The sequence below is a fragment of the Blastomonas fulva genome (assembly GCF_003431825.1).
GTDB classification, from domain to species: domain Bacteria; phylum Pseudomonadota; class Alphaproteobacteria; order Sphingomonadales; family Sphingomonadaceae; genus Blastomonas; species Blastomonas fulva.
This window is the reverse complement of the sequence record NZ_CP020083.1, coordinates 1,097,811-1,115,285: the sequence shown is the minus strand read 5'-3', so window position 1 is coordinate 1,115,285 and position 17,475 is coordinate 1,097,811. Positions and strand designations below refer to the sequence as shown.

Here is a 17,475-nt window from a genome sequence, read left to right as displayed (position 1 = left end):
CGACCCTTGTCGGGTGACGCACCAGCCTTCCAAAGCTGCGACCCTTGGAAAGTCGATGCGCCACCCTGTCTGTGGGCTTGGTGGGTGTCATTCAAGCCACAGCAGGCATTGAGCAGGGATGGGCAAATGGGTTCGGGGAAACCGCTTCGGCCCGCTCAATCTGGAAGCCTTGATGCCACAAAATCTGATCGATGAAATACGAAATGATGGCGCGTTCTTGATAGACGCCATCTATCGGCTGCGCGCCCGCGTCCCAGCCGGCGCGTGGGGCGCGGTGCGCGCGATCGTGCAAATGCGCCGAGGCAGACGATAGGTCTCGACAGCCCGCGCGCTTTATGGTGTCTTTATCCCCCAGGCTGCGACGTGTCGGATCAACAGGAGACCTTATGGTACGAGCCGCATCAGCAGCCCTCCCCCTGATCGATCGCGGCAGCCTGCGCCAGTTGGAAACGCATTTCATCGCGCCGGAGATCTACCGGCGCGACGATCTGGCGCGGCGTCAGGGTCAACTGGCCCAACTGATCTCGGACCGGGTGATCCCCCAGCTTTTGCGGCTGCACAGCGATGTCGTGCCCGATGCACCTCCGGTCGAGGTGGTGGTCAAGGCGCTGGCGCCCGACCGCGACGACATCACGGGGCTCGCCGACATCATCCTGGGCAGCGATCTCGAGGCGGCGGTGAGCTATGTCACACTGCTGCGCGAGCGCGGCCTGTCGATGGATGCGCTGTTCGTCGAACTGCTCGAGCCCACCGCGCGCCATCTGGGCGAGATGTGGGATCATGACCTGTGCGATTTCATCGACGTGACCCTGGGCGTGGCGCGGCTGCAGAAGCTGCTCGCCGCGTTCAACAACTCGCATATCGCACCCCAGCTCGACAGCCGGCGCGCGGTGCTGATGGCGATGACGCCCGGGGACCAGCATTTCTTCGGCGTCACCATGGTCGAGCGGTTTCTGCTGGCGTCGGGCTGGAAGGTCAGGACCGAAACCTCGGCGAGCGCTGCGGAAATCGCGGACGCGACTCAAGGCAGCTGGTTCGCGGTCGCCGGGCTGACAGCGGGCTCGGAACAGATGATCGACAGCCTCACGACGACGATCGCGCGGATCCGGCAGCAGTCGTGCAATCCGCATATCGGCATCATGGTCGGCGGCCCGATCTTCACCGCCAATCCCGCGCTGGCGGCGGAGGTCGGGGCCGACGCCACCGCGCCCAATGCCCCCACGGCGGTTCTGATCGCGCAAAAGCTGTTCGACACCGCGATCGCCCGGCAGGGCCCCCGAGCAGCCGGATAATCCCGAAGGCCGCGCGAGTCCCCGCCGACCGGCGGGTCAGCGCCCGGACGACTGCAACGCTGCGAGCGCAGGGTTTGCCACTACTTCCTCGGCGACATAGCGTGCGGCCTGTTCGGCCTGTTTGCGCCCCAGATGCCAGTCGAGAATCTGCATGCCCTGGACGATCGGCGGGCTGAGCAGAATGTCGTCCTCGCGCAGCATCGATCGCGAGGCGATACGGCTGGCGACCACCATCGATCGCTGCATGATCTCGACGATGGACGGAAAATCGCTGTCCGACTTCCGGCGCAGCAACAGGTCGCGGATCAGCTGCCCGCGGCGGCGCAGCGAATGATAGGCGGCCTTGATCCGCCAGGTCTGCCCCGCCTCGCCCAGCGTGACGACGATGTTGGGGCCCGATTTGAGCGCGCGCATCGTCACCACCGGCACATTGTCCAGCACCCCGCCATCGACCAGGATGTTGCCATCGGTATCGATGAAAGGCGGCAGGATTGTGGGCAGCGATCCGGACGCGCGCACCGCATGCCATAACGGGCCGCGGCGGTGGACGTGCAGGTCGTTGGTGGACAGGTTGGTCGAGATCGCGAAGAAGTTGATCGGCTGGTCGGCGATATCGGCATTGCCATAGCGCTCTTCCAGCTCGGCATCGAACACCGCCGGGTCGAGCAGCGAATGGATCGGCACGGTGAAACGCCGCATCGCCTTGGCATCGATGAACATCGCCTCCATCTGGTCGAGCGTGCGCGGCACGGTGAGCCCCTGCGCGATCGCGGCCCCCATCGCCGCGCCTGCGCTGGTGCCGCCGATCAGGTCGATCGGCACGCCCGCCTCCTGCAGCCCGCGCACGATGCCAAGATGCGCGCAGCCCAGCGCGCCGCCACCCGCCAGCACCAACCCTACCGCGCGTCCGGTGAGGAACCGCGCGACACGCTCGAAATCCGCCTCGCTGTCGCGCGCAACATGGTGGTGCAGATGCGGGTCGCGTCCCGCAAGCCAGGCGGCGGTGCCGTTCACCGGCTGATCGGCGCGTTCGCGGACCAACAGCAATGTGCGGTTGGGCGGCTCGATCGCGGCGCAGCCTGCCATCTCGAGCGGCGCCAGCGCGGGGCTGCAGCCAGCATCGGCGACCATCAACAGGCCATCGGCGTTGCGGCACACCAGCGCCCCCCATTCGGCATCGCCGCTGGCATCGATCAGCAGGTATCCGCGCCGCGCCTCGTGCTCGCGCAGCCAGGCCTGATAGGCGCTGGCCGGGCCCGGCGGCACGTCGCTCTCGCGCACCAGCATCACCTGGCGGTCGTCGGGAATGGTGCGGCGGATAGCATCGGCAAGCCGCCGCAGCAGCGCAGGATCGGTCCGGCTGCCCCCGCTGGGCACCACCGCGATCACCCGCGGCAGTCGCGCCTCCATCGGCGGGGTCTTTGCGGTGACCGCGGCCAGCCGCTGGGTCACCGCGGTCAGGATTGCCGGCACAAGCTGCGGATAGGCTGCGACCACCATGTCATAGCATTCCCGGTCGAGCGCCATAACCACGCTGTCACGGCTGGCCTGCAGCGTTGCGGTGCGGGTACCGCCACCGAAAAAGGCGAGCTCGCCAACGGGCTCGCCCGCCTCGATCTGCGCGACCGCCTTGCTGCCCATGGGGGTTTCGATCAGCACCCGCAGCCGCCCGGTTTCCAGGAAGTAGAGCGTATCGGCGGCATCGCCCTGCCGGACCAGCGTTGCGCCCGCCGGAACTTCCAGCCGGTGCGCCTTCTGGCTCAGTGCATCGATCGCGGCCTGGTCGACATTGGCGAACAGCCCCGATTGCATCCAGTCGCGCAGGCTCCCGTCCGCATCATGCTCTCCCGGCTGCCCCATTGCCATTCCTGTCGCTCCGTCAGTTGCGCCCGGTCTGCAACCGGGAAACCTCGTGCTTTTTCAAGATCGTTGATCCCGGTCTAGCGCAGCCCCCGGCAAAACAGAAGCCCGTCGGCAGGCATGCTGCGCTTTGCGACCAGCCGAGCAACCCTTTGCCGGTTCATCCCTTGATGGGGGGCTGGCCGGGCCGCCCCCAAACCGCCTCTTGGCCCGGTCAGCAGCCCCGATACCGACCCGGTCAATCCAGGGATGTCGGGCAGGGCACGAGGCAGACAGGCAGAAGGAGCAATTCCCATGAACATGCAGGCTTCCACACTCGCAAGCGGCAACGAAACCATCTCGAGCGATCAGGTCGATGGCACCGCCGTCTATGGCAGCGATCGCGAAAAGATCGGTTCGGTGACGAACATGCTGATCAGCAAGCGCGAAGGCAAGGTCACCGACGTGATCGTGTCGGTCGGCGGTTTTCTCGGCATCGGCAGCGAGCTTCACAGCCTTCCCTGGTCGAAGTTCAGCTATGACACCGACCTCGGCGGCTATCTGGTCAACGTAACCTCGGACCAGCTCAAGAACGCGCCGAGCTTCTCGGATTCGGACCGCGACCGCGCGATGAACCGCGACTATCAGTCGAGCGTCTACGACTATTGGGCGGTCAAGCCTTACTGGTGATCGCCTGAGCGACCATCACTGAACGAAATCCGGGCCGGGGAGCACATGCTTCCCGGCCCGGCTTCGTCTGGTCCGGGGTGCTCGGAGTCCCGCAAAGAGCTTGCGTTCGAACCCGTGCTGGTCCTAAGCGGCGCGGCGCTGTGTGGCGCGTGTTTTGCGGGAACGGCTCTCTTCATGCTCAAACGGCTTTACCACTGGACCCTCGCTAAGGCGGCGCACGACAAGGCACCCTATTGGCTCGCTGCGATCAGTTTCATCGAATCGAGTTTCTTCCCAATCCCGCCCGATGTCATGCTCGCCCCGATGTGCCTGGCGCGGCCGCAAAAGGCGTTCCAGTACGCGCTGATCTGCACCATCGCATCGGTGCTGGGCGCGCTGCTCGGCTATGCCATCGGCTTCTTTCTGTTCGAGACCATCGGTCGGGCGATCCTCGATTTCTATGGCCTGGACGGCCAGTTCGAGGCGTTCAAGACCAGCTTCAACGAACAGGGCTGGCTGATCGTGCTGCTCGCAGGCTTCACGCCGCTGCCGTTCAAGGTGATCACCATCGCAGCTGGCGCGACCGCGATGCAGCTTTACGTTCTGGTCGCCGCCTCGATCATCGCGCGTTCGGCGCGGTTCTTCCTGGTCGGCGCGCTGCTGTGGAAGTTCGGCCAGCCGATGCAGGACTGGATCGACCGCAACTTCGCGCTCGCCACCACTGCGGTGGGCGTGCTGTTCGTCGGCGGCTTCGCGGCGCTGAAGTTCGTCTTCTAGTCCGCTCCGACACTTCCCGATATCTGTAGGAGCGGTCCTGGCCGCAGGCAGTGCGGCGCCTGCCTGCCCAGAACGCGAACCCGCGTGACAGGGTTCGTCCGGCCTTTTAGGAAGAACGCGGGAGCCTGACGACGGGAGGGGATGCCACGCGATGATGATGCAGGGGCTGTTTTTGCTGCTCGGACTTGTCCTCCTGATCGGCGGGGGTGACGTCCTGGTTCGCGGCGCGGTGCGGATCGCCGAGCGGTTGCGGCTGTCGCCGATGCTCATCGGCCTGACGGTCGTCGGCATGGGAACTTCGATGCCCGAGCTCGCCGCCAGCGTGCAGGCCAGCCTGGCCGGATCGCCGGGCATCGCGCTGGGCAATATCGTCGGATCGAACATTGCCAACGCGCTGCTGATTCTGGGCGCGGCGGCGCTGATTGCCCCGATCGCGGTGCAGAGCAAGGCGCTGTGGCGCGATGGCGGGGTTGCCACGCTCGCCGCCATGGCCTTGCTCGCAGCAGGCGCGAGCGTCGGGCTGTCGCGCGCTGCGGGCTTTGCCTTCCTGTGCGCGATGGCGGGCTATATCTATTTTGCCTATCGTCAGGAGCGCGCGGGCGCCCCGCATGGCGCTGCCTATGACCGTGCGATCGCGATGGAAGAGGTCGATCCTGCGCTGGTTCCGCACGACAAGCCGACCGCGAGTCTGGCCATGGCGCTCGCGCTGTTCGCTGTCGGGCTGGCGCTGATCGTGGCAGGAGGCGTGGTGCTGGTCGATGCCGCGATCCAGATCGCGCAGCAATTGGGAATCAGCGATGCGGTGATCGGCTTGACCATCGTCGCGGTAGGCACGTCGTTTCCCGAACTGGTCACATCGGTGATCGCGGCCTATCGCCGGCAGGGGGATATCGCGCTGGGCAACGTCCTGGGATCGAACATCTACAACATCCTGTTCATCGGGGGGATCACCGGGGTGGTCGCACCGACCGCTGTCCCGGCGAGCATCATGGGGTTCGACCTGTGGGTGCTGCTGGCAACCTCGGCGCTGGTCATGGTGCTGGCACTGACCGGCAGAAGGCTGGGGCGGATCGAGGGCCTGACCCTGGTTGCGGCCTATTGCGTGTATCTCGGCTATACCGTCAGCCTCGCCTGAGTGGCGGGCGGCGCACGCTAGCCGCGCTTGACCAGCAGCGCCTCATAGCAGCTGCGCAGCGCAGCCGGGATCGGCTTCGATCCGTTGGCATCGGTCAGCACCAATGTCGTGACGCAGGTCGCGACGCACGCGCCGTTCTGGAACGCGGCCGAGCAGATGTCCCAGCTTGAGGTTCCGATCCGCAAGATGCCGCTCATCACCTCCACCGGATCGGGGAAATGCGCTTCTGCGACATAGTCGATCGCGACCGAGGCGATCAGCCAGCGTTCACCGGGCTGGCGGCGTTCGAGCCCCAGATTGCGGTTGAACCGCACCCGGCCATTCTCGAACAGCGCCGCCATCGCGACATTGTTGATATGGCCGAGCGGGTCCAGATCCTGGAAGCGCGTCTCGGTTACCGTGCTGAACGGATAGCTTTCCGGATCGCGCTGCCAGGCTTCTGATTTGGGCATAAGGGAATTTCCGGTCGTGCCTTACAGCGAGCGACCGATGAGCTCCTTCATGATCTCGCTGGTGCCGCCGAAGATGCGCGTCACGCGCGCTCCGCGCCAGGCCCGGGCGATCGGATATTCGTTCATGTAACCCGCACCGCCGTGCAGCTGCAGGCACTTGTCCATGATTTCCCACTGCAGCTCGGTGTGCCACAATTTGGCGGCAGCGCCTTCGACCGCAGTCAGCTCCTTGGTCGCGTGGCGGTTCAGCGCCCAGTCGAGATGCGCCCAGCCGACCTGCAGCTTGGTCTTGAGGTCGGCGAGCACGAAGCGGGTGTTCTGGAAATCGAACACGGTCTTGCCGAAGGCCTTGCGGTCCTTCACGAACGCGACGGTATCGTCATAGGCCTTCTGCGCCGAAGCCTGGGCCGAAACGGCAATCGACAGGCGTTCCTGCGGCAGCTCGCTCATCAGATAGATGAAGCCCTTGCCTTCCTCGCCGAGGCAGTTGGTCATCGGCACGCGGACGTCGTTGAAGAACAGCTCCGAGGTATCCGCGGCGTCCTGGCCGATCTTGTCGAGGTTGCGGCCGCGGGCAAAGCCTTCGCGATCGGCTTCGACGAGGATGATCGACACGCCCTTCCAGGCGGGCTGCACTTCGGTATCGGTCTTGGCGCAGACCAGGATCAGGTCGGCGTTCTGGCCGTTGGTGATATAGGTCTTCGATCCGTTGATGACGTAGTGGTTGCCATCCTTCTTCGCGGTGGTGCGGATGCCCTGAAGGTCGGAACCCGTTCCCGGCTCGGTCATCGCGATCGCGGTGATCGTCTCGCCCGATACCAGGCGCGGCAGCCACTTCTGCTTCTGCTCTTCCGAGCCGTACTGGACGAGATAGTTGACCACGATGTCCGACTGCAGCGAGAAGCCCAAAGGCGATCCGCCGAAATATGCGGCTTCCTCGTTGACGATGGCGTTGTAGCCGAAGTCGAGGCCCAGGCCGCCATATTCTTCCGGAACGGTGGGGCACAGCATGCCGAGCTCGCCTGCCTTGGGCCAGATTTCGCGCGGGACAATCTTTTCCTCGTCCCATTTTACCGCATTGGGCGCGACTTCTTCCTGCATGAAGCGGCGAACGGTCTGGCGGAACGCCTCGTGATCGGCGTTATAGGCGGTGCGGGCTAGGGCATCGAGCGACATGGCATCTCTCCGGTTGTCTGTTGGCGCGCGATTCATGCCGCGCAGCACGTCAGCGGGTCTAGCGCCACGTTAACGTAAACGTCAATCGCTATTTAATCGCTCGGTTAACCTGGCGACGGCGCAACCCGCTCAGGCCTGATCGCGTCCGCGCGCCATCACCGCCAACCGCGCCTGTTCGACCGATTCGGGGCGCACCTGACCGTTGGCGGCGGTGGACCGATCGGCTTCCAGCGCCAGCGCGCCGGCTAGCGGCAGGGCATAGCCATCGTCGATCAGCGCCTTGTAGGCAGCGCTCATGCCCGGGTCGATTCCCGCCATGTCCCGCGCCAGGGCGATCGCGGCGGGGAGCAGCGCATCGGGCTCGACCACCCGGTTGACCAGCCCCCAGCGTTCGGCGGTGGCGGCATCCAGAAAATTGCCGGTCAGCGACAGCTCCTTGGCGCGCGATATGCCGATCATCCGGGACAATTTCTGCGACAGCCCCCAACCGGGCATGATGCCGACCCGGGCATGGGTATCGGCAAAGCGGGCGTTGGTCGACGCGATCAGCACATCGCAGGCCAGAGCCAGCTCGAACCCGCCGGTGATCGCGACGCCGTTGATTGCCCCGATCACGGGCTTGGCGCACTGTTCGACGGCCTTGACCGGGTTCTCGGCGGGATCGGTGGCGTTGGCCGCGCCAAGGCCGGCGGTGCTCGCGCCCAGCTCCTTCAGGTCGAGCCCGGCGGTGAAGGCGCGGGTGCCCGCGCCGGTGAGGATCACCGCGCGCACTGCATCGTCATCGGCCACCGCGCGCATGGCTGCAGCGAGCTCTGCGCGCAGAGCGGCCGACAGCGCGTTCATCGCTTCGGGCCGGTTGAGCGTCACCACCGCCACGCCCTGTGTGATCTCGGTCAAAATCAGCGGCATACAGGCTCCTTGTGCGCGGCAGGCCGCCAAGGCTATCGGGCGTGCTCGCCATCGGCAAGGGCTTCGCGCGCGCATCGCTGCGGGCGGGGTGCGGGCGACCGGCACCGTAGCGGCACCCCGGTGGCTGCGCTGGCGGCGGGAAGAGGATGCTGCGCAACATAAAAGGGCGCAAAAGCTTGCCCAAGCCCGTCCGGCAAGGCTATGCATGGCTGCAGGGGCGTCTTCAACCAATCAGGCCGGAAACCGGCGCGAAGATAGCGGAAAACCACCAGCGGCCGCAGCAACGCGTCCGCCAGCCAAGGGCCTGTCGATGACCGAAAAGACCAACGTCCAGTTCACCGAGCGCGAGGCGCTGTTCTTTCACTCTTCGGGCCGCCCGGGCAAGATCGAGATCATCGCCTCCAAGCCGATGGCGACCCAGCGCGATCTCAGCCTTGCCTATTCGCCCGGCGTGGCCGTTCCCGTCCGCGCCATTGCCGAGGATCCGTCCAAGGCCTATGACTATACCGCCAAGGGCAACCTCGTCGCAGTGATCTCCAACGGCACCGCGATCCTGGGCCTCGGCAATCTCGGCGCGCTGGCATCCAAGCCGGTGATGGAAGGCAAGGCGGTGCTGTTCAAGCGCTTCGCCGATGTCGATTCGATCGATATCGAGGTCAACACCGAGGACGTCCAGCGCTTCATCGAATGTGTCGAGCTGCTCGAGCCCAGCTTCGGCGGCATCAACCTGGAAGACATCGGCGCGCCCGCCTGCTTCATCATCGAACAGGCGCTGAAGGAGCGGATGAACATCCCGGTCATGCACGATGACCAGCATGGCACCGCGATCATCTCGGCTGCCGGCCTGCTCAACGCCTGCTATCTGACGGGCCGCGATTTTGCCGATGTGAAGATGGTGGTCAACGGCGCGGGCGCCGCTGCCATCGCCTGCACCGAGCTGATCAAGGCGATGGGCGTACGCCACGACAACGTGTTGATGTGCGACCGTTCGGGCGTGATTTATCAGGGCCGCGACGATCTCGACCAGTGGAAGTCCGCGCACGCTGCCAAGACCGACCGGCGCACGCTCGAAGAAGCGCTCGACGGTGCCGACATCTTCCTCGGGCTTTCGGCGGCAGGCGCGCTGAAGCCCGAGATGGTGATGAAGATGGCGCCGCAGCCGATCATCTTCGCGATGGCCAATCCCGATCCCGAGATCACCCCGCCCGATGCCAAGGCGGCGCGCCCCGATGCGATCATCGCCACCGGCCGGTCGGATTATCCCAACCAGGTCAACAACGTGCTGGGCTTCCCCTTCATCTTCCGCGGTGCGCTCGACGTGCGCGCGACCGCGATCAACGAGGAGATGAAGATCGCCGCGGCCAAGGCGATCGCCGAGCTGGCGCGTGAGCAGGTGCCCGAGGAAGTTGCTGCGGCCTATGGTGGTGCGACGCAGAAGTTCGGCGTTGACTATATTATCCCCGCCCCGTTCGACCCGCGCCTGATGGAGCGGGTGTCGGCGGCTGTGGCGCAGGCGGCCATGGACACCGGCGTGGCGCAGAAGCCGATCGAGGACATGGCCGAATACCGCCATTCGCTCAAGAGCCGCCTCAACCCGACCACGGCGGTGCTGACCCAGGTGTACAGCGATGCCCGCGCCAATCCCAAGCGTGTGGTGTTTGCCGAGGCGGAAGAGGAAGTGGTGCTGCGCGCCGCGATCCAGTTCCGCGATGGCGGCTATGGCACCCCGGTGCTGGTCGGCCGCGAACAGCGGGTGCGCGACAAGCTGAAGGAACTCGCGGTCGACGATCCGATGGCCTTCGAGGTGCACAATTCGGTCAATTCGCCTCTGGTGCCGCGCATGGTCGATGTGCTGTACGAACGGCTGCAGCGGCGCGGCTACCTGAAGCGCGACGTCAAGCGCATGGTCAACCAGGACCGCAACATCTTCGGATCGGCGCTGCTGCATCTGGGCGAGGCGGACGCGATGTTGACCGGCATCACCCGCACCTTCGGCCAGTCGATGCGCGAGATCCGCCGGGTGCTCGATCCGAAGCCCGGCGAAACCCCTTTCGGCATCCATGTCATGGTCGGCAAGAGCCACACCGTGTTCCTGGCCGACACCACGGTGAACGAGCGCCCCGACGCCGAGGAACTCGCCTGCATCGCGGAGAACACCGCACAGGTCGCCAAGAGGCTGGGGCACGAGCCTCGCGTCGCGTTCCTGTCCTATTCCAACTTCGGCAATCCTTCGGGCCGCTGGCTGGACAATATCCGCGACGCGGTGAGCATTCTCGATCAGCGCGGGGTGACGTTCGAATATGAAGGCGAGATGTCGCCCGATGTCGCGCTCAACCCCAAGCTGATGGCGAACTATCCGTTCTGCCGCCTGTCGGCACCGGCCAATGTGCTGATCATGCCCGGGCTGCAATCGGCCAACCTCTCGGCCAAGTTGCTGCGCGAACTGGGCGGTGACGCGATGATCGGACCGATGCTGATCGGCATGGAAAAGCCGGTGCAGATCGCCGCGATGTCATCGACCGCTGGCGACCTGCTGACGCTGGCACTGCTTGCATCGTCGGGCGTGGTGGGCTGACACAGACTCTCCCCTCCCGCTTGCGGGAGGGGAGATTAGGTCATCGTCGTAACGGCTGGGCCAATCAGATCGCCGGGACCGCAGACAGTGTCCTGCGGATCAGCGCGACCAGATCGTCGGGCGCAAAGGGCTTGGTGATCAACAGGTTGTGCGGGCAGTCGCCGTCCAGCGCGCCGCCGGCATAGCCGGTCATCAGCACGATCGGCATTTCGGGCCACCTTTTGCGGATCTCGACCGCCAGCGTCTTGCCGTCCATCCTGGGCATGGTGATGTCGCTCAGCACCAGATCGGGCTGGGTACCGCTGGCATCCACCCGGTCGAGCGCGGCCTGGCCGTCCTCGGCATCGATCACCTTGAAGCCCGCTTCCTGCAGCACATCGCAGACATGCGCGCGCAAAGCTGCATTGTCCTCGGCGAGCAGGATGGTGCAATCCTCGTGACAGGCCGGGTCGGCACTGCCAGCTGAACCGCGGTCCGGGCGGCTTTCGGCGTCGTCGGCCACCGGCAGCCACAGGATGACCGTGGTGCCCTCGCCGGGCGCGGTGTCCAGCGTCACGAATCCGCCCGATTGCGCGACGAACCCCTGCACCTGGCTGAGCCCCAGCCCGGTGCCCTTGCCGACATCCTTGGTGGTGAAGAACGGCTCGAAGATATGCTTGGCGACCTCGGGCGAAATGCCGCTGCCGCTGTCGTTGACGCAAAAGCGGACATAGCGGCCCGGCGGCGCGCCATGGCCGTCATCGGCATCCTCGGGCGTGCGTTCGGCATTGGCGGCGTGCACCGTGATCTCGCCCGGCGCATCCATCGCATCGCGGGCGTTGACCACCAGGTTGAGCAGCGCGTTTTCGAGCTGGCTGGCATCGACGATGATCGGCCACAGGCTGTCGGGGCATTCGACCTTGAGCTCGTGCCGGTCGTCTAGCGCCTGCGATGCCAGCGGCACCAGATCGCGGATCAGGTCCGCAGGCTTGATCTTGGTGGGGGTGAGCGACTGGCGGCGGGCATAGGCCAGCAGCCTCTGCGTCAGGTTGGCGGCGCGGTTCGCTCCGTCGCGGGCATTGGCGATGGCCTGGCCTGCGCGATCGACCTGGCCCGATGCGATGCGCTTCTGCGCGATGTCCAAATTGCCCGAGATGATGGTGAGCAGGTTGTTGAAATCGTGCGCGATGCCGCCGGTGAGCTGGCCGATCGATTCCATCCGCTGCACCTGCGCCAGCTGCGCCTCGGCGGCGCGCGCACGGGTGATGTCGCGCGCGATGCCGAAGATCAGGTCGCCTTCGCGCGCCAGGCTCCAGCTGGCATAGATCGTCTGCCCGTCGGCGCCGCGCATCTCGCGCTCGGTCTGGACATCGCTCTCGCCGCTCGCAACGGCGATCAGGTCGCCCTGCGCGCTGTCGGTGAAATAGTCGCTGACATGCGCGCGGCCATCAAGCGGCACCGGGCCGAACGCCTTTTCCCAGGCCGGGTTGCCCGCCACCAATGTGCCGGTCACCGTGGTGATCAGCATCATGTCGAGCGAGGAATCCCACAGCCGGTCGCGCTGGTCGGCGGCGAGGTCTGCGGCGATCTGCTGATGGATCAGCTGCTTGCGCAGTTCGAGCAGCGCTGCGACCTGCCGCGCCAGCGCGGCGAGCAGCGGGGCATCGTCGAACCGCTCACGCGGCGCGCTGTCGGACAGGCACAAGGTGCCCAGTGCATATCCATCTGCGTTGATGATCGGCGCGCCGGCGTAGAAGCGGATGTTTGGCGGTCCGGTGACCAGCGGGTTGTCGACAAAGCGCGGATCGGTGGTGGCGTCGAGCACCACCATCACCTCGGGCGAACGGATGGCATGGTCGCAAAAGGCGATGGCGCGCGGGGTTTGCGTGAGCGTGATGCCGCGTGCCGCCTTGAACCACTGCCGCTCTTCCTCGACGATCGAGATGAACGCGGACTCGCATCCGCCCAGCGCCTGCGCAATGGCAACCAGATCGGCGTACAGCGCGTTATCGCCATCATCAGGGTCAAGCTTATAGGCGCGCAGCGCGGCCAGCCGCGCGGCATCGTCGTCGCCCTTGAAGATGGTGTGGCTGAGGTTCAGCAGCATGTCCCTGTCCGGTCGTCCGGCGGCTGGTTGCCTCCGGTTGTGCGTGTATATAGGCCGCGCTCGCGGCAAAGCCAGCATGGCGGTCGAGTTGTCGGGCGTTGCGGGTCGCATTTGCGGCGCAACCGCGCTGCATCCCCGCTATACCGCTGCCGAAAGCTCGCGCTGCAGGCATTCGACCGCGCGGCTGATCTTGGGCAGCAGATGGTGCCGCTGGGGATAGACCGCCCAGACCGGCTCGTCATCGGGCTGAAAGTCCTGCAGCACCAGCGCCACCGATCCGTCGCGCAGATGCGGCAGGATGTAGAAATCGGGCAGCTGGCAGATCCCCATTCCGGCAAGGCACGCTTCCATCACCGCATGGCCGCTGTTGCAGCGAAAGCGGCCGTGCGGCGTGTGGATCAGCTCTGCGCCCGCCTTGCGGAACTGCCAGGCCGCGCTGGTGCCGATGATGCATTCGTGTCGCTCGAGATCGCCGACCTCGCGCGGGGTCCCGGCGCGCGCCAGATATTCGGGCGCGGCGCAGGTATAGAGCGTGCGCGAGGCGACCTGGGTGCTGATCAGCCGGGGGTCGGCGGCGTGGCCGGTGCGCACCGCCAGATCATAGCCTTCGGCGAGCAGGTCGACCACGCGGTTGGTGAGGTCGATCGAGATGCTGAGCCTGGGGTGCGGCATCGCGAAGCGGCGCAGGATGGGGGCGACGAAGCGCTCGCCCAGCGCGGTCGAACAGGTCACGCGCAATTCGCCCTGCGGCTCGCCCTGCTGGCTGATCAGCGCGATCGCCTCGTCGCGTTCCTGCGCGATCCGTTCGCAGCGTTCGAACAGCACGCGCCCGGTGTCGGTCAGCCGCACGGTGCGGGTGGTGCGGTGGAACAGCTGCGCCTGCACCCTTTGCTCGAGCGTCCTGATCGCGCGGCTGACATGGGTGGGCGACATGCCGATCGCCTTGGCGGCGCGCGTGAACGAGCGGGTGGTGGCAACCGCGATGAACTCGTCGATGCCGTCCCATTGCGACATATTATCCCACCTCTGCCATAGTCTATTTATCAATTAGCATATTAACGCATATGCGGGGCAATGATAGGGGATGCCGTCACCCCTCACGCTGCCAGGAAAGCCTCGCCCCATGAAGACCCGCGCCGCCGTTGCCTTTGAAGCGAAGAAGCCGCTCGAAATCGTCGAACTCGATCTGGAAGGCCCCAAAGAAGGCGAGGTTCTGGTCGAGATCATGGCAACCGGCATCTGCCACACCGATGCCTACACGCTCGAAGGTTTCGATTCGGAAGGGATTTTCCCCAGCGTGCTGGGCCATGAAGGCGCGGGCATCGTGCTCGAGATCGGCGCCGGCGTGACCTCGGTCAAGCCTGGCGATCACGTCATCCCGCTGTACACGCCCGAATGCGGCAAGTGCAAAACCTGCCTGTCGGGCAAGTCCAACCTGTGCACCGCGATCCGCGCGACGCAGGGCAAGGGGCTGATGCCCGATGGCACCACGCGCTTCAGCTACAAGGGTCAGCGGATCTATCATTACATGGGCTGCTCGACCTTCAGCAACTTCACGGTGCTGCCCGAGATCGCGGTCGCCAAGATCCGCCAGGACGCGCCCTTCCAGAGCGCCTGCTATATCGGCTGCGGCGTCACCACCGGGGTGGGCGCGGTGACCAAGACCGCCAAGGTCCAGCCGGGCGACAATGTCGTGGTCTTCGGCCTGGGCGGCATCGGCCTCAACGTGCTGCAGGGGGCCAAGCTTGCAGGCGCGAACAAGATCATCGGGGTCGATCTCAACCCCGATCGCGAGGAATGGGGCCGCAAGTTCGGCATGACCGACTTCCTCAACACGCGTGGCATGAGCCGCGAGGACACCGTCGCCAGGATCGTGGCGATGACCGATGGCGGCGCGGACTACACCTTCGATGCCACCGGCAACACCGAGGTGATGCGCACCGCGCTCGAGGCGTGCCATCGCGGCTGGGGCACCTCGATCATCATCGGCGTGGCCGAGGCGGGCAAGGAAATCAGCACCCGTCCGTTCCAATTGGTCACCGGGCGCAACTGGCGCGGTACCGCGTTCGGCGGCGCCAAGGGTCGCACCGACGTGCCCGAGATCGTCGACATGTACATGACCGGCAAGATCGAGATCGATTCGATGATCACCCATGTCATGGGGCTGGAAGAGATCAACACCGCGTTCGACCTGATGCACGAAGGCAAGTCGATCCGCTCGGTGGTGGTCTACTGATGCCGGTCGCGGTCGAAACCGTCTCCAGCGTCCGCAGCTTCGGCGGCGAGCAGGCGGTGCTGCGCCATGCCTCGGAGGTCACCGGCACCGACATGACCTTCTCGGTGTTCGTGCCCGATCATGCCGAGGGCGCGATGCTGCCGGTGGTGTGGTATCTCTCGGGTCTCACCTGCACCCAGGCCAACGTCACCGAAAAGGGCGAGTTCCGCCGCGCCTGCGCCGAGCTCGGGCTGATCTTCGTCGCGCCCGACACCAGCCCGCGGGGCGAAGATGTCCCCGATGATGCGGACGGCGCGTATGATTTCGGGCTGGGCGCAGGCTTTTATGTCGATGCGACCCAGGAGCCCTTTGCGCAGCATTACCGGATGTGGAGCTATGTTACCGAGGAGCTGCCCGCGATCATCGGCGACTGCTTCCCCGCGGACATGACGCGCCAGTCGATCATGGGCCATTCGATGGGCGGCCATGGTGCGCTGACCATCGGCCTGACCTTGCCCGAACGGTTCAAGGCGATCTCGGCGTTCGCGCCGATCGTCGCGCCCTCGCAGGTGCTCTGGGGCCAGAAGGCGCTGGGCGGCTATCTGGGCGACGATCGCGCGGCGTGGCGCGCGCACGATGCGGTTGCGCTGATCGAGGATGGCGCGCGAGTGCCTGAACTTCTGGTAGATCAGGGCGAGGCCGACAATTTCCTGGCCGAACAGCTCAAGCCGCAATTGCTGGCCGAGGCGTGCGCAAAGGCCGGGATCGATCTCACGCTGCGGATGCAGCCGGGCTATGATCACAGTTACTATTTCATCTCGACCTTCATGGAAGACCATCTGCGCTGGCACGCCGCGCGCCTGACGCGCTGACCGGGCCTCAGGGCGCGATCGTCACGCTCGCGGTGCCGCTGGCCCAGACCGGCAGGTACAGCCCTGCGCCCGCGGCCTGAAGCTGCCCGGTGCGCGCGCGTTTCAGATCGGCGTGGATGACGATGTCGCCGCTGCGCTTGGCGGCGATCGCCTGGTCGACCTTGCCCAGCAGCTCGGCATAATCGCGCTCGAAATTCTGTGCGAGCAGCTCGGCGATCATCGGCGCGACGCCGGGCGCGTTCATCATGTCGAGGATCAGGTCGCCCCCGGTCATGTCGGTGGTGCCGGTGACGCCGAAATCGGTGAAGCCCACACGGCGCGAATCCTCGGCGTTGGCCGGCTTGCCGGTCATCCAAACCGTTCCCGATGTCGGGGTCCTGCTGCCGCGTTCGTGCGCGGTGAAAGTGAGCCCCACCGCGATCCGCCCGCCGGTGGTGCCATAGATCGTCGCCGCCTTGAACGTCGCATCGACCGGCTCGAGCCCTGGCACCATGAACGGGCGCCTTGATCGCTTGCGCAGCGCGCGGATCAGCACCGGCTCGAGCTCGCCATATTCGGCGAACACCGGCAGGAAGAAGGCAAGCTCGCCCGGTGTGCCCGCGAGCGGCACCATCGGCGGCAGCGCGGTCGCAGGGCGGGGCCTCGGACGCTTGCCGACATAGGTTTCGGTGAGCGCGCGCATCCCCAGCCGCAGCCGCAGCCGGCCGTTGGCGACCTCATAGCCGCCATATTGCAGCTCGCGCGGGGTGATCCGCATCCACACCGGCGGATTGCGCTCGTTGAGCACCACCGAGGTGAACGCGCTCGCCCAGGCCTGGCCGATCTGACGGCGGATGCCGATCTTGCCCAGCTCGCCGGGCAGCTCGCGCTCCAGCTTCGCGATGATCGGCGCCAGCTCGCGCTCGGCAGGTTCGGTGAGCCTGATCTTCTGCCCCATGAAATCGACATGCGGCTCGGTCAGCCAGTCATAGCTCAGCTTGACGGTGCCGCGCGGGGTCCAGTCCTTCTCAAGCTCCAGCCGGACCACGGCATGCGCCATCGCCTTGGCGGTGGCGGTCTCGCGCTTGAGGATCCCGCCGATGTCCTCGGCACGAATGACCGCGGTGAGCGGGAAGGAAAAGCGCAGCTCCTTGCCCGATCCGCCGACACGGATCGATCCGCGGGTAACCTCGCCGACGATGTTGCACTTGATCTTGGGTGTCTTGACCGTGGCGATCCCCAGATCGACCCCCTTGCTGGCGACGCAGATCTGGTCCCGCTGGTTGATCCGCCACAGCTGGCGCGGAACGTTGCGTTCCATCGCGCGGGCCAGATCGCCGAGCTCGGCCTCCACCGGCACCGTGACCAAAGACGGCTGCGGCTGCACCACGATACGATCGTCGGTGCGCGGCGGCTGGCCCTTGTCGCTCCACCCTCCGCAGGATGCCAGCGCCAGGCTGGCGGCCAGCATCAGCCCTGTTGTGATCCGCCCCGCCATC

15 protein-coding genes are annotated in these 17,475 nt (G+C 65.8%); 8 read left to right on the top strand and 7 right to left on the bottom strand.

What is annotated here, in order from left to right:
• Positions 1-118 precede the first annotated feature (118 nt).
• Positions 119-313: a hypothetical protein gene (locus B5J99_RS05260; RefSeq protein ID WP_069051062.1), complete on the top strand. Its 195-nt coding sequence runs from the start codon at positions 119-121 to the stop codon at positions 311-313.
• A 73-nt stretch (positions 314-386) separates the two neighbouring features.
• A complete protein-coding gene (locus B5J99_RS05255) occupies positions 387-1,292 on the top strand; it encodes a cobalamin B12-binding domain-containing protein (RefSeq protein ID WP_162892459.1) in 906 nt (301 codons plus the stop codon).
• A 36-nt stretch (positions 1,293-1,328) separates the two neighbouring features.
• Here the strand turns inward: B5J99_RS05255 and B5J99_RS05250 are convergent, their stop codons facing one another.
• Positions 1,329-3,152 (bottom strand): cyclic nucleotide-binding and patatin-like phospholipase domain-containing protein, encoded by a 1,824-nt coding sequence (locus B5J99_RS05250; protein ID WP_162892458.1) that lies wholly within the window; start codon positions 3,150-3,152, stop codon positions 1,329-1,331.
• A 294-nt stretch (positions 3,153-3,446) separates the two neighbouring features.
• Here B5J99_RS05250 and B5J99_RS05245 point away from each other — a divergent pair, with 294 nt between their 5' ends.
• From B5J99_RS05245 to B5J99_RS05235, 3 genes are all read left to right on the top strand, one after another.
• On the top strand, positions 3,447-3,821 hold the full coding sequence (locus B5J99_RS05245) for a PRC-barrel domain-containing protein (protein ID WP_069051060.1): 375 nt from the start codon (positions 3,447-3,449) through the stop codon (positions 3,819-3,821).
• A 174-nt stretch (positions 3,822-3,995) separates the two neighbouring features.
• Entirely contained in the window at positions 3,996-4,577 is a 582-nt protein-coding gene (locus tag B5J99_RS05240) for a YqaA family protein (protein ID WP_054134868.1), read from the top strand.
• A 151-nt stretch (positions 4,578-4,728) separates the two neighbouring features.
• Positions 4,729-5,712: a calcium/sodium antiporter gene (locus B5J99_RS05235; RefSeq protein ID WP_245991750.1), complete on the top strand. Its 984-nt coding sequence runs from the start codon at positions 4,729-4,731 to the stop codon at positions 5,710-5,712.
• Positions 5,713-5,729: 17 nt separating this feature from the next.
• Here the strand turns inward: B5J99_RS05235 and B5J99_RS05230 are convergent, their stop codons facing one another.
• The 3 genes from B5J99_RS05230 to B5J99_RS05220 all read right to left on the bottom strand — a co-directional run bounded on the left by B5J99_RS05230 (position 5,730) and on the right by B5J99_RS05220 (position 8,249).
• Entirely contained in the window at positions 5,730-6,164 is a 435-nt protein-coding gene (locus B5J99_RS05230) for an acyl-CoA thioesterase (protein WP_054134870.1), read from the bottom strand.
• 21 nt (positions 6,165-6,185) lie between these two features.
• Positions 6,186-7,340 carry an acyl-CoA dehydrogenase family protein gene (locus B5J99_RS05225; protein WP_054134871.1) on the bottom strand — a complete coding sequence of 385 codons (1,155 nt, stop codon included), beginning with the start codon at positions 7,338-7,340 and terminating at the stop codon, positions 6,186-6,188.
• Positions 7,341-7,469: 129 nt separating this feature from the next.
• Complete coding sequence (locus tag B5J99_RS05220; RefSeq protein WP_117351769.1) at positions 7,470-8,249, bottom strand: enoyl-CoA hydratase; 780 nt, start codon at positions 8,247-8,249, stop codon at positions 7,470-7,472.
• A 310-nt stretch (positions 8,250-8,559) separates the two neighbouring features.
• On the opposite strand from B5J99_RS05220, the gene B5J99_RS05215 reads away from it, so the two are divergent.
• Positions 8,560-10,824: an NADP-dependent malic enzyme gene (locus B5J99_RS05215; protein WP_054134879.1), complete on the top strand. Its 2,265-nt coding sequence runs from the start codon at positions 8,560-8,562 to the stop codon at positions 10,822-10,824.
• A gap of 64 nt (positions 10,825-10,888) precedes the next feature.
• On the opposite strand, the gene B5J99_RS05210 is transcribed toward B5J99_RS05215, so the two are convergent.
• Both B5J99_RS05210 and B5J99_RS05205 read right to left on the bottom strand, forming a co-directional pair.
• Positions 10,889-12,910: a GAF domain-containing hybrid sensor histidine kinase/response regulator gene (locus tag B5J99_RS05210; protein WP_162892457.1), complete on the bottom strand. Its 2,022-nt coding sequence runs from the start codon at positions 12,908-12,910 to the stop codon at positions 10,889-10,891.
• 138 nt (positions 12,911-13,048) lie between these two features.
• Entirely contained in the window at positions 13,049-13,924 is an 876-nt protein-coding gene (locus B5J99_RS05205; RefSeq protein WP_117351767.1) for a LysR family transcriptional regulator, read from the bottom strand.
• Positions 13,925-14,033: 109 nt separating this feature from the next.
• On the opposite strand from B5J99_RS05205, the gene B5J99_RS05200 reads away from it, so the two are divergent.
• Both B5J99_RS05200 and fghA read left to right on the top strand, forming a co-directional pair.
• Positions 14,034-15,146, top strand: a complete 1,113-nt coding sequence (locus tag B5J99_RS05200) for an S-(hydroxymethyl)glutathione dehydrogenase/class III alcohol dehydrogenase (RefSeq protein ID WP_117351766.1) — start codon at positions 14,034-14,036, stop codon at positions 15,144-15,146.
• Entirely contained in the window at positions 15,146-15,997 is an 852-nt protein-coding gene (gene fghA, locus B5J99_RS05195) for an S-formylglutathione hydrolase (RefSeq protein ID WP_117351765.1), read from the top strand. The genes B5J99_RS05200 and fghA overlap by 1 nt, the downstream gene beginning before the upstream one ends.
• 7 nt (positions 15,998-16,004) lie before the next feature.
• On the opposite strand, the gene B5J99_RS05190 is transcribed toward fghA, so the two are convergent.
• Positions 16,005-17,474 (bottom strand): DUF4403 family protein, encoded by a 1,470-nt coding sequence (locus B5J99_RS05190; protein WP_117351764.1) that lies wholly within the window; start codon positions 17,472-17,474, stop codon positions 16,005-16,007.
• Between the last annotated feature and the right edge of the window lies 1 nt (position 17,475).

Bases quoted from the DNA above. Each gene is read 5' to 3' on its own strand.
- B5J99_RS05260 (WP_069051062.1), top strand. From the start codon at position 119: ATGGGCAAATGGGTTCGGGGAAACCGCTTCGGCCCGCTCAATCTGGAA.
- B5J99_RS05255 (WP_162892459.1), top strand. From the start codon at position 387: ATGGTACGAGCCGCATCAGCAGCCCTCCCCCTGATCGATCGCGGCAGC.
- B5J99_RS05250 (WP_162892458.1), bottom strand. From the start codon at position 3,152: ATGGGGCAGCCGGGAGAGCATGATGCGGACGGGAGCCTGCGCGACTGG.
- B5J99_RS05245 (WP_069051060.1), top strand. From the start codon at position 3,447: ATGAACATGCAGGCTTCCACACTCGCAAGCGGCAACGAAACCATCTCG.
- B5J99_RS05240 (WP_054134868.1), top strand. From the start codon at position 3,996: ATGCTCAAACGGCTTTACCACTGGACCCTCGCTAAGGCGGCGCACGAC.
- B5J99_RS05235 (WP_245991750.1), top strand. From the start codon at position 4,729: ATGATGATGCAGGGGCTGTTTTTGCTGCTCGGACTTGTCCTCCTGATC.
- B5J99_RS05230 (WP_054134870.1), bottom strand. From the start codon at position 6,164: ATGCCCAAATCAGAAGCCTGGCAGCGCGATCCGGAAAGCTATCCGTTC.
- B5J99_RS05225 (WP_054134871.1), bottom strand. From the start codon at position 7,340: ATGTCGCTCGATGCCCTAGCCCGCACCGCCTATAACGCCGATCACGAG.
- B5J99_RS05220 (WP_117351769.1), bottom strand. From the start codon at position 8,249: ATGCCGCTGATTTTGACCGAGATCACACAGGGCGTGGCGGTGGTGACG.
- B5J99_RS05215 (WP_054134879.1), top strand. From the start codon at position 8,560: ATGACCGAAAAGACCAACGTCCAGTTCACCGAGCGCGAGGCGCTGTTC.
- B5J99_RS05210 (WP_162892457.1), bottom strand. From the start codon at position 12,910: ATGCTGCTGAACCTCAGCCACACCATCTTCAAGGGCGACGACGATGCC.
- B5J99_RS05205 (WP_117351767.1), bottom strand. From the start codon at position 13,924: ATGTCGCAATGGGACGGCATCGACGAGTTCATCGCGGTTGCCACCACC.
- B5J99_RS05200 (WP_117351766.1), top strand. From the start codon at position 14,034: ATGAAGACCCGCGCCGCCGTTGCCTTTGAAGCGAAGAAGCCGCTCGAA.
- fghA (WP_117351765.1), top strand. From the start codon at position 15,146: ATGCCGGTCGCGGTCGAAACCGTCTCCAGCGTCCGCAGCTTCGGCGGC.
- B5J99_RS05190 (WP_117351764.1), bottom strand. From the start codon at position 17,474: ATGGCGGGGCGGATCACAACAGGGCTGATGCTGGCCGCCAGCCTGGCG.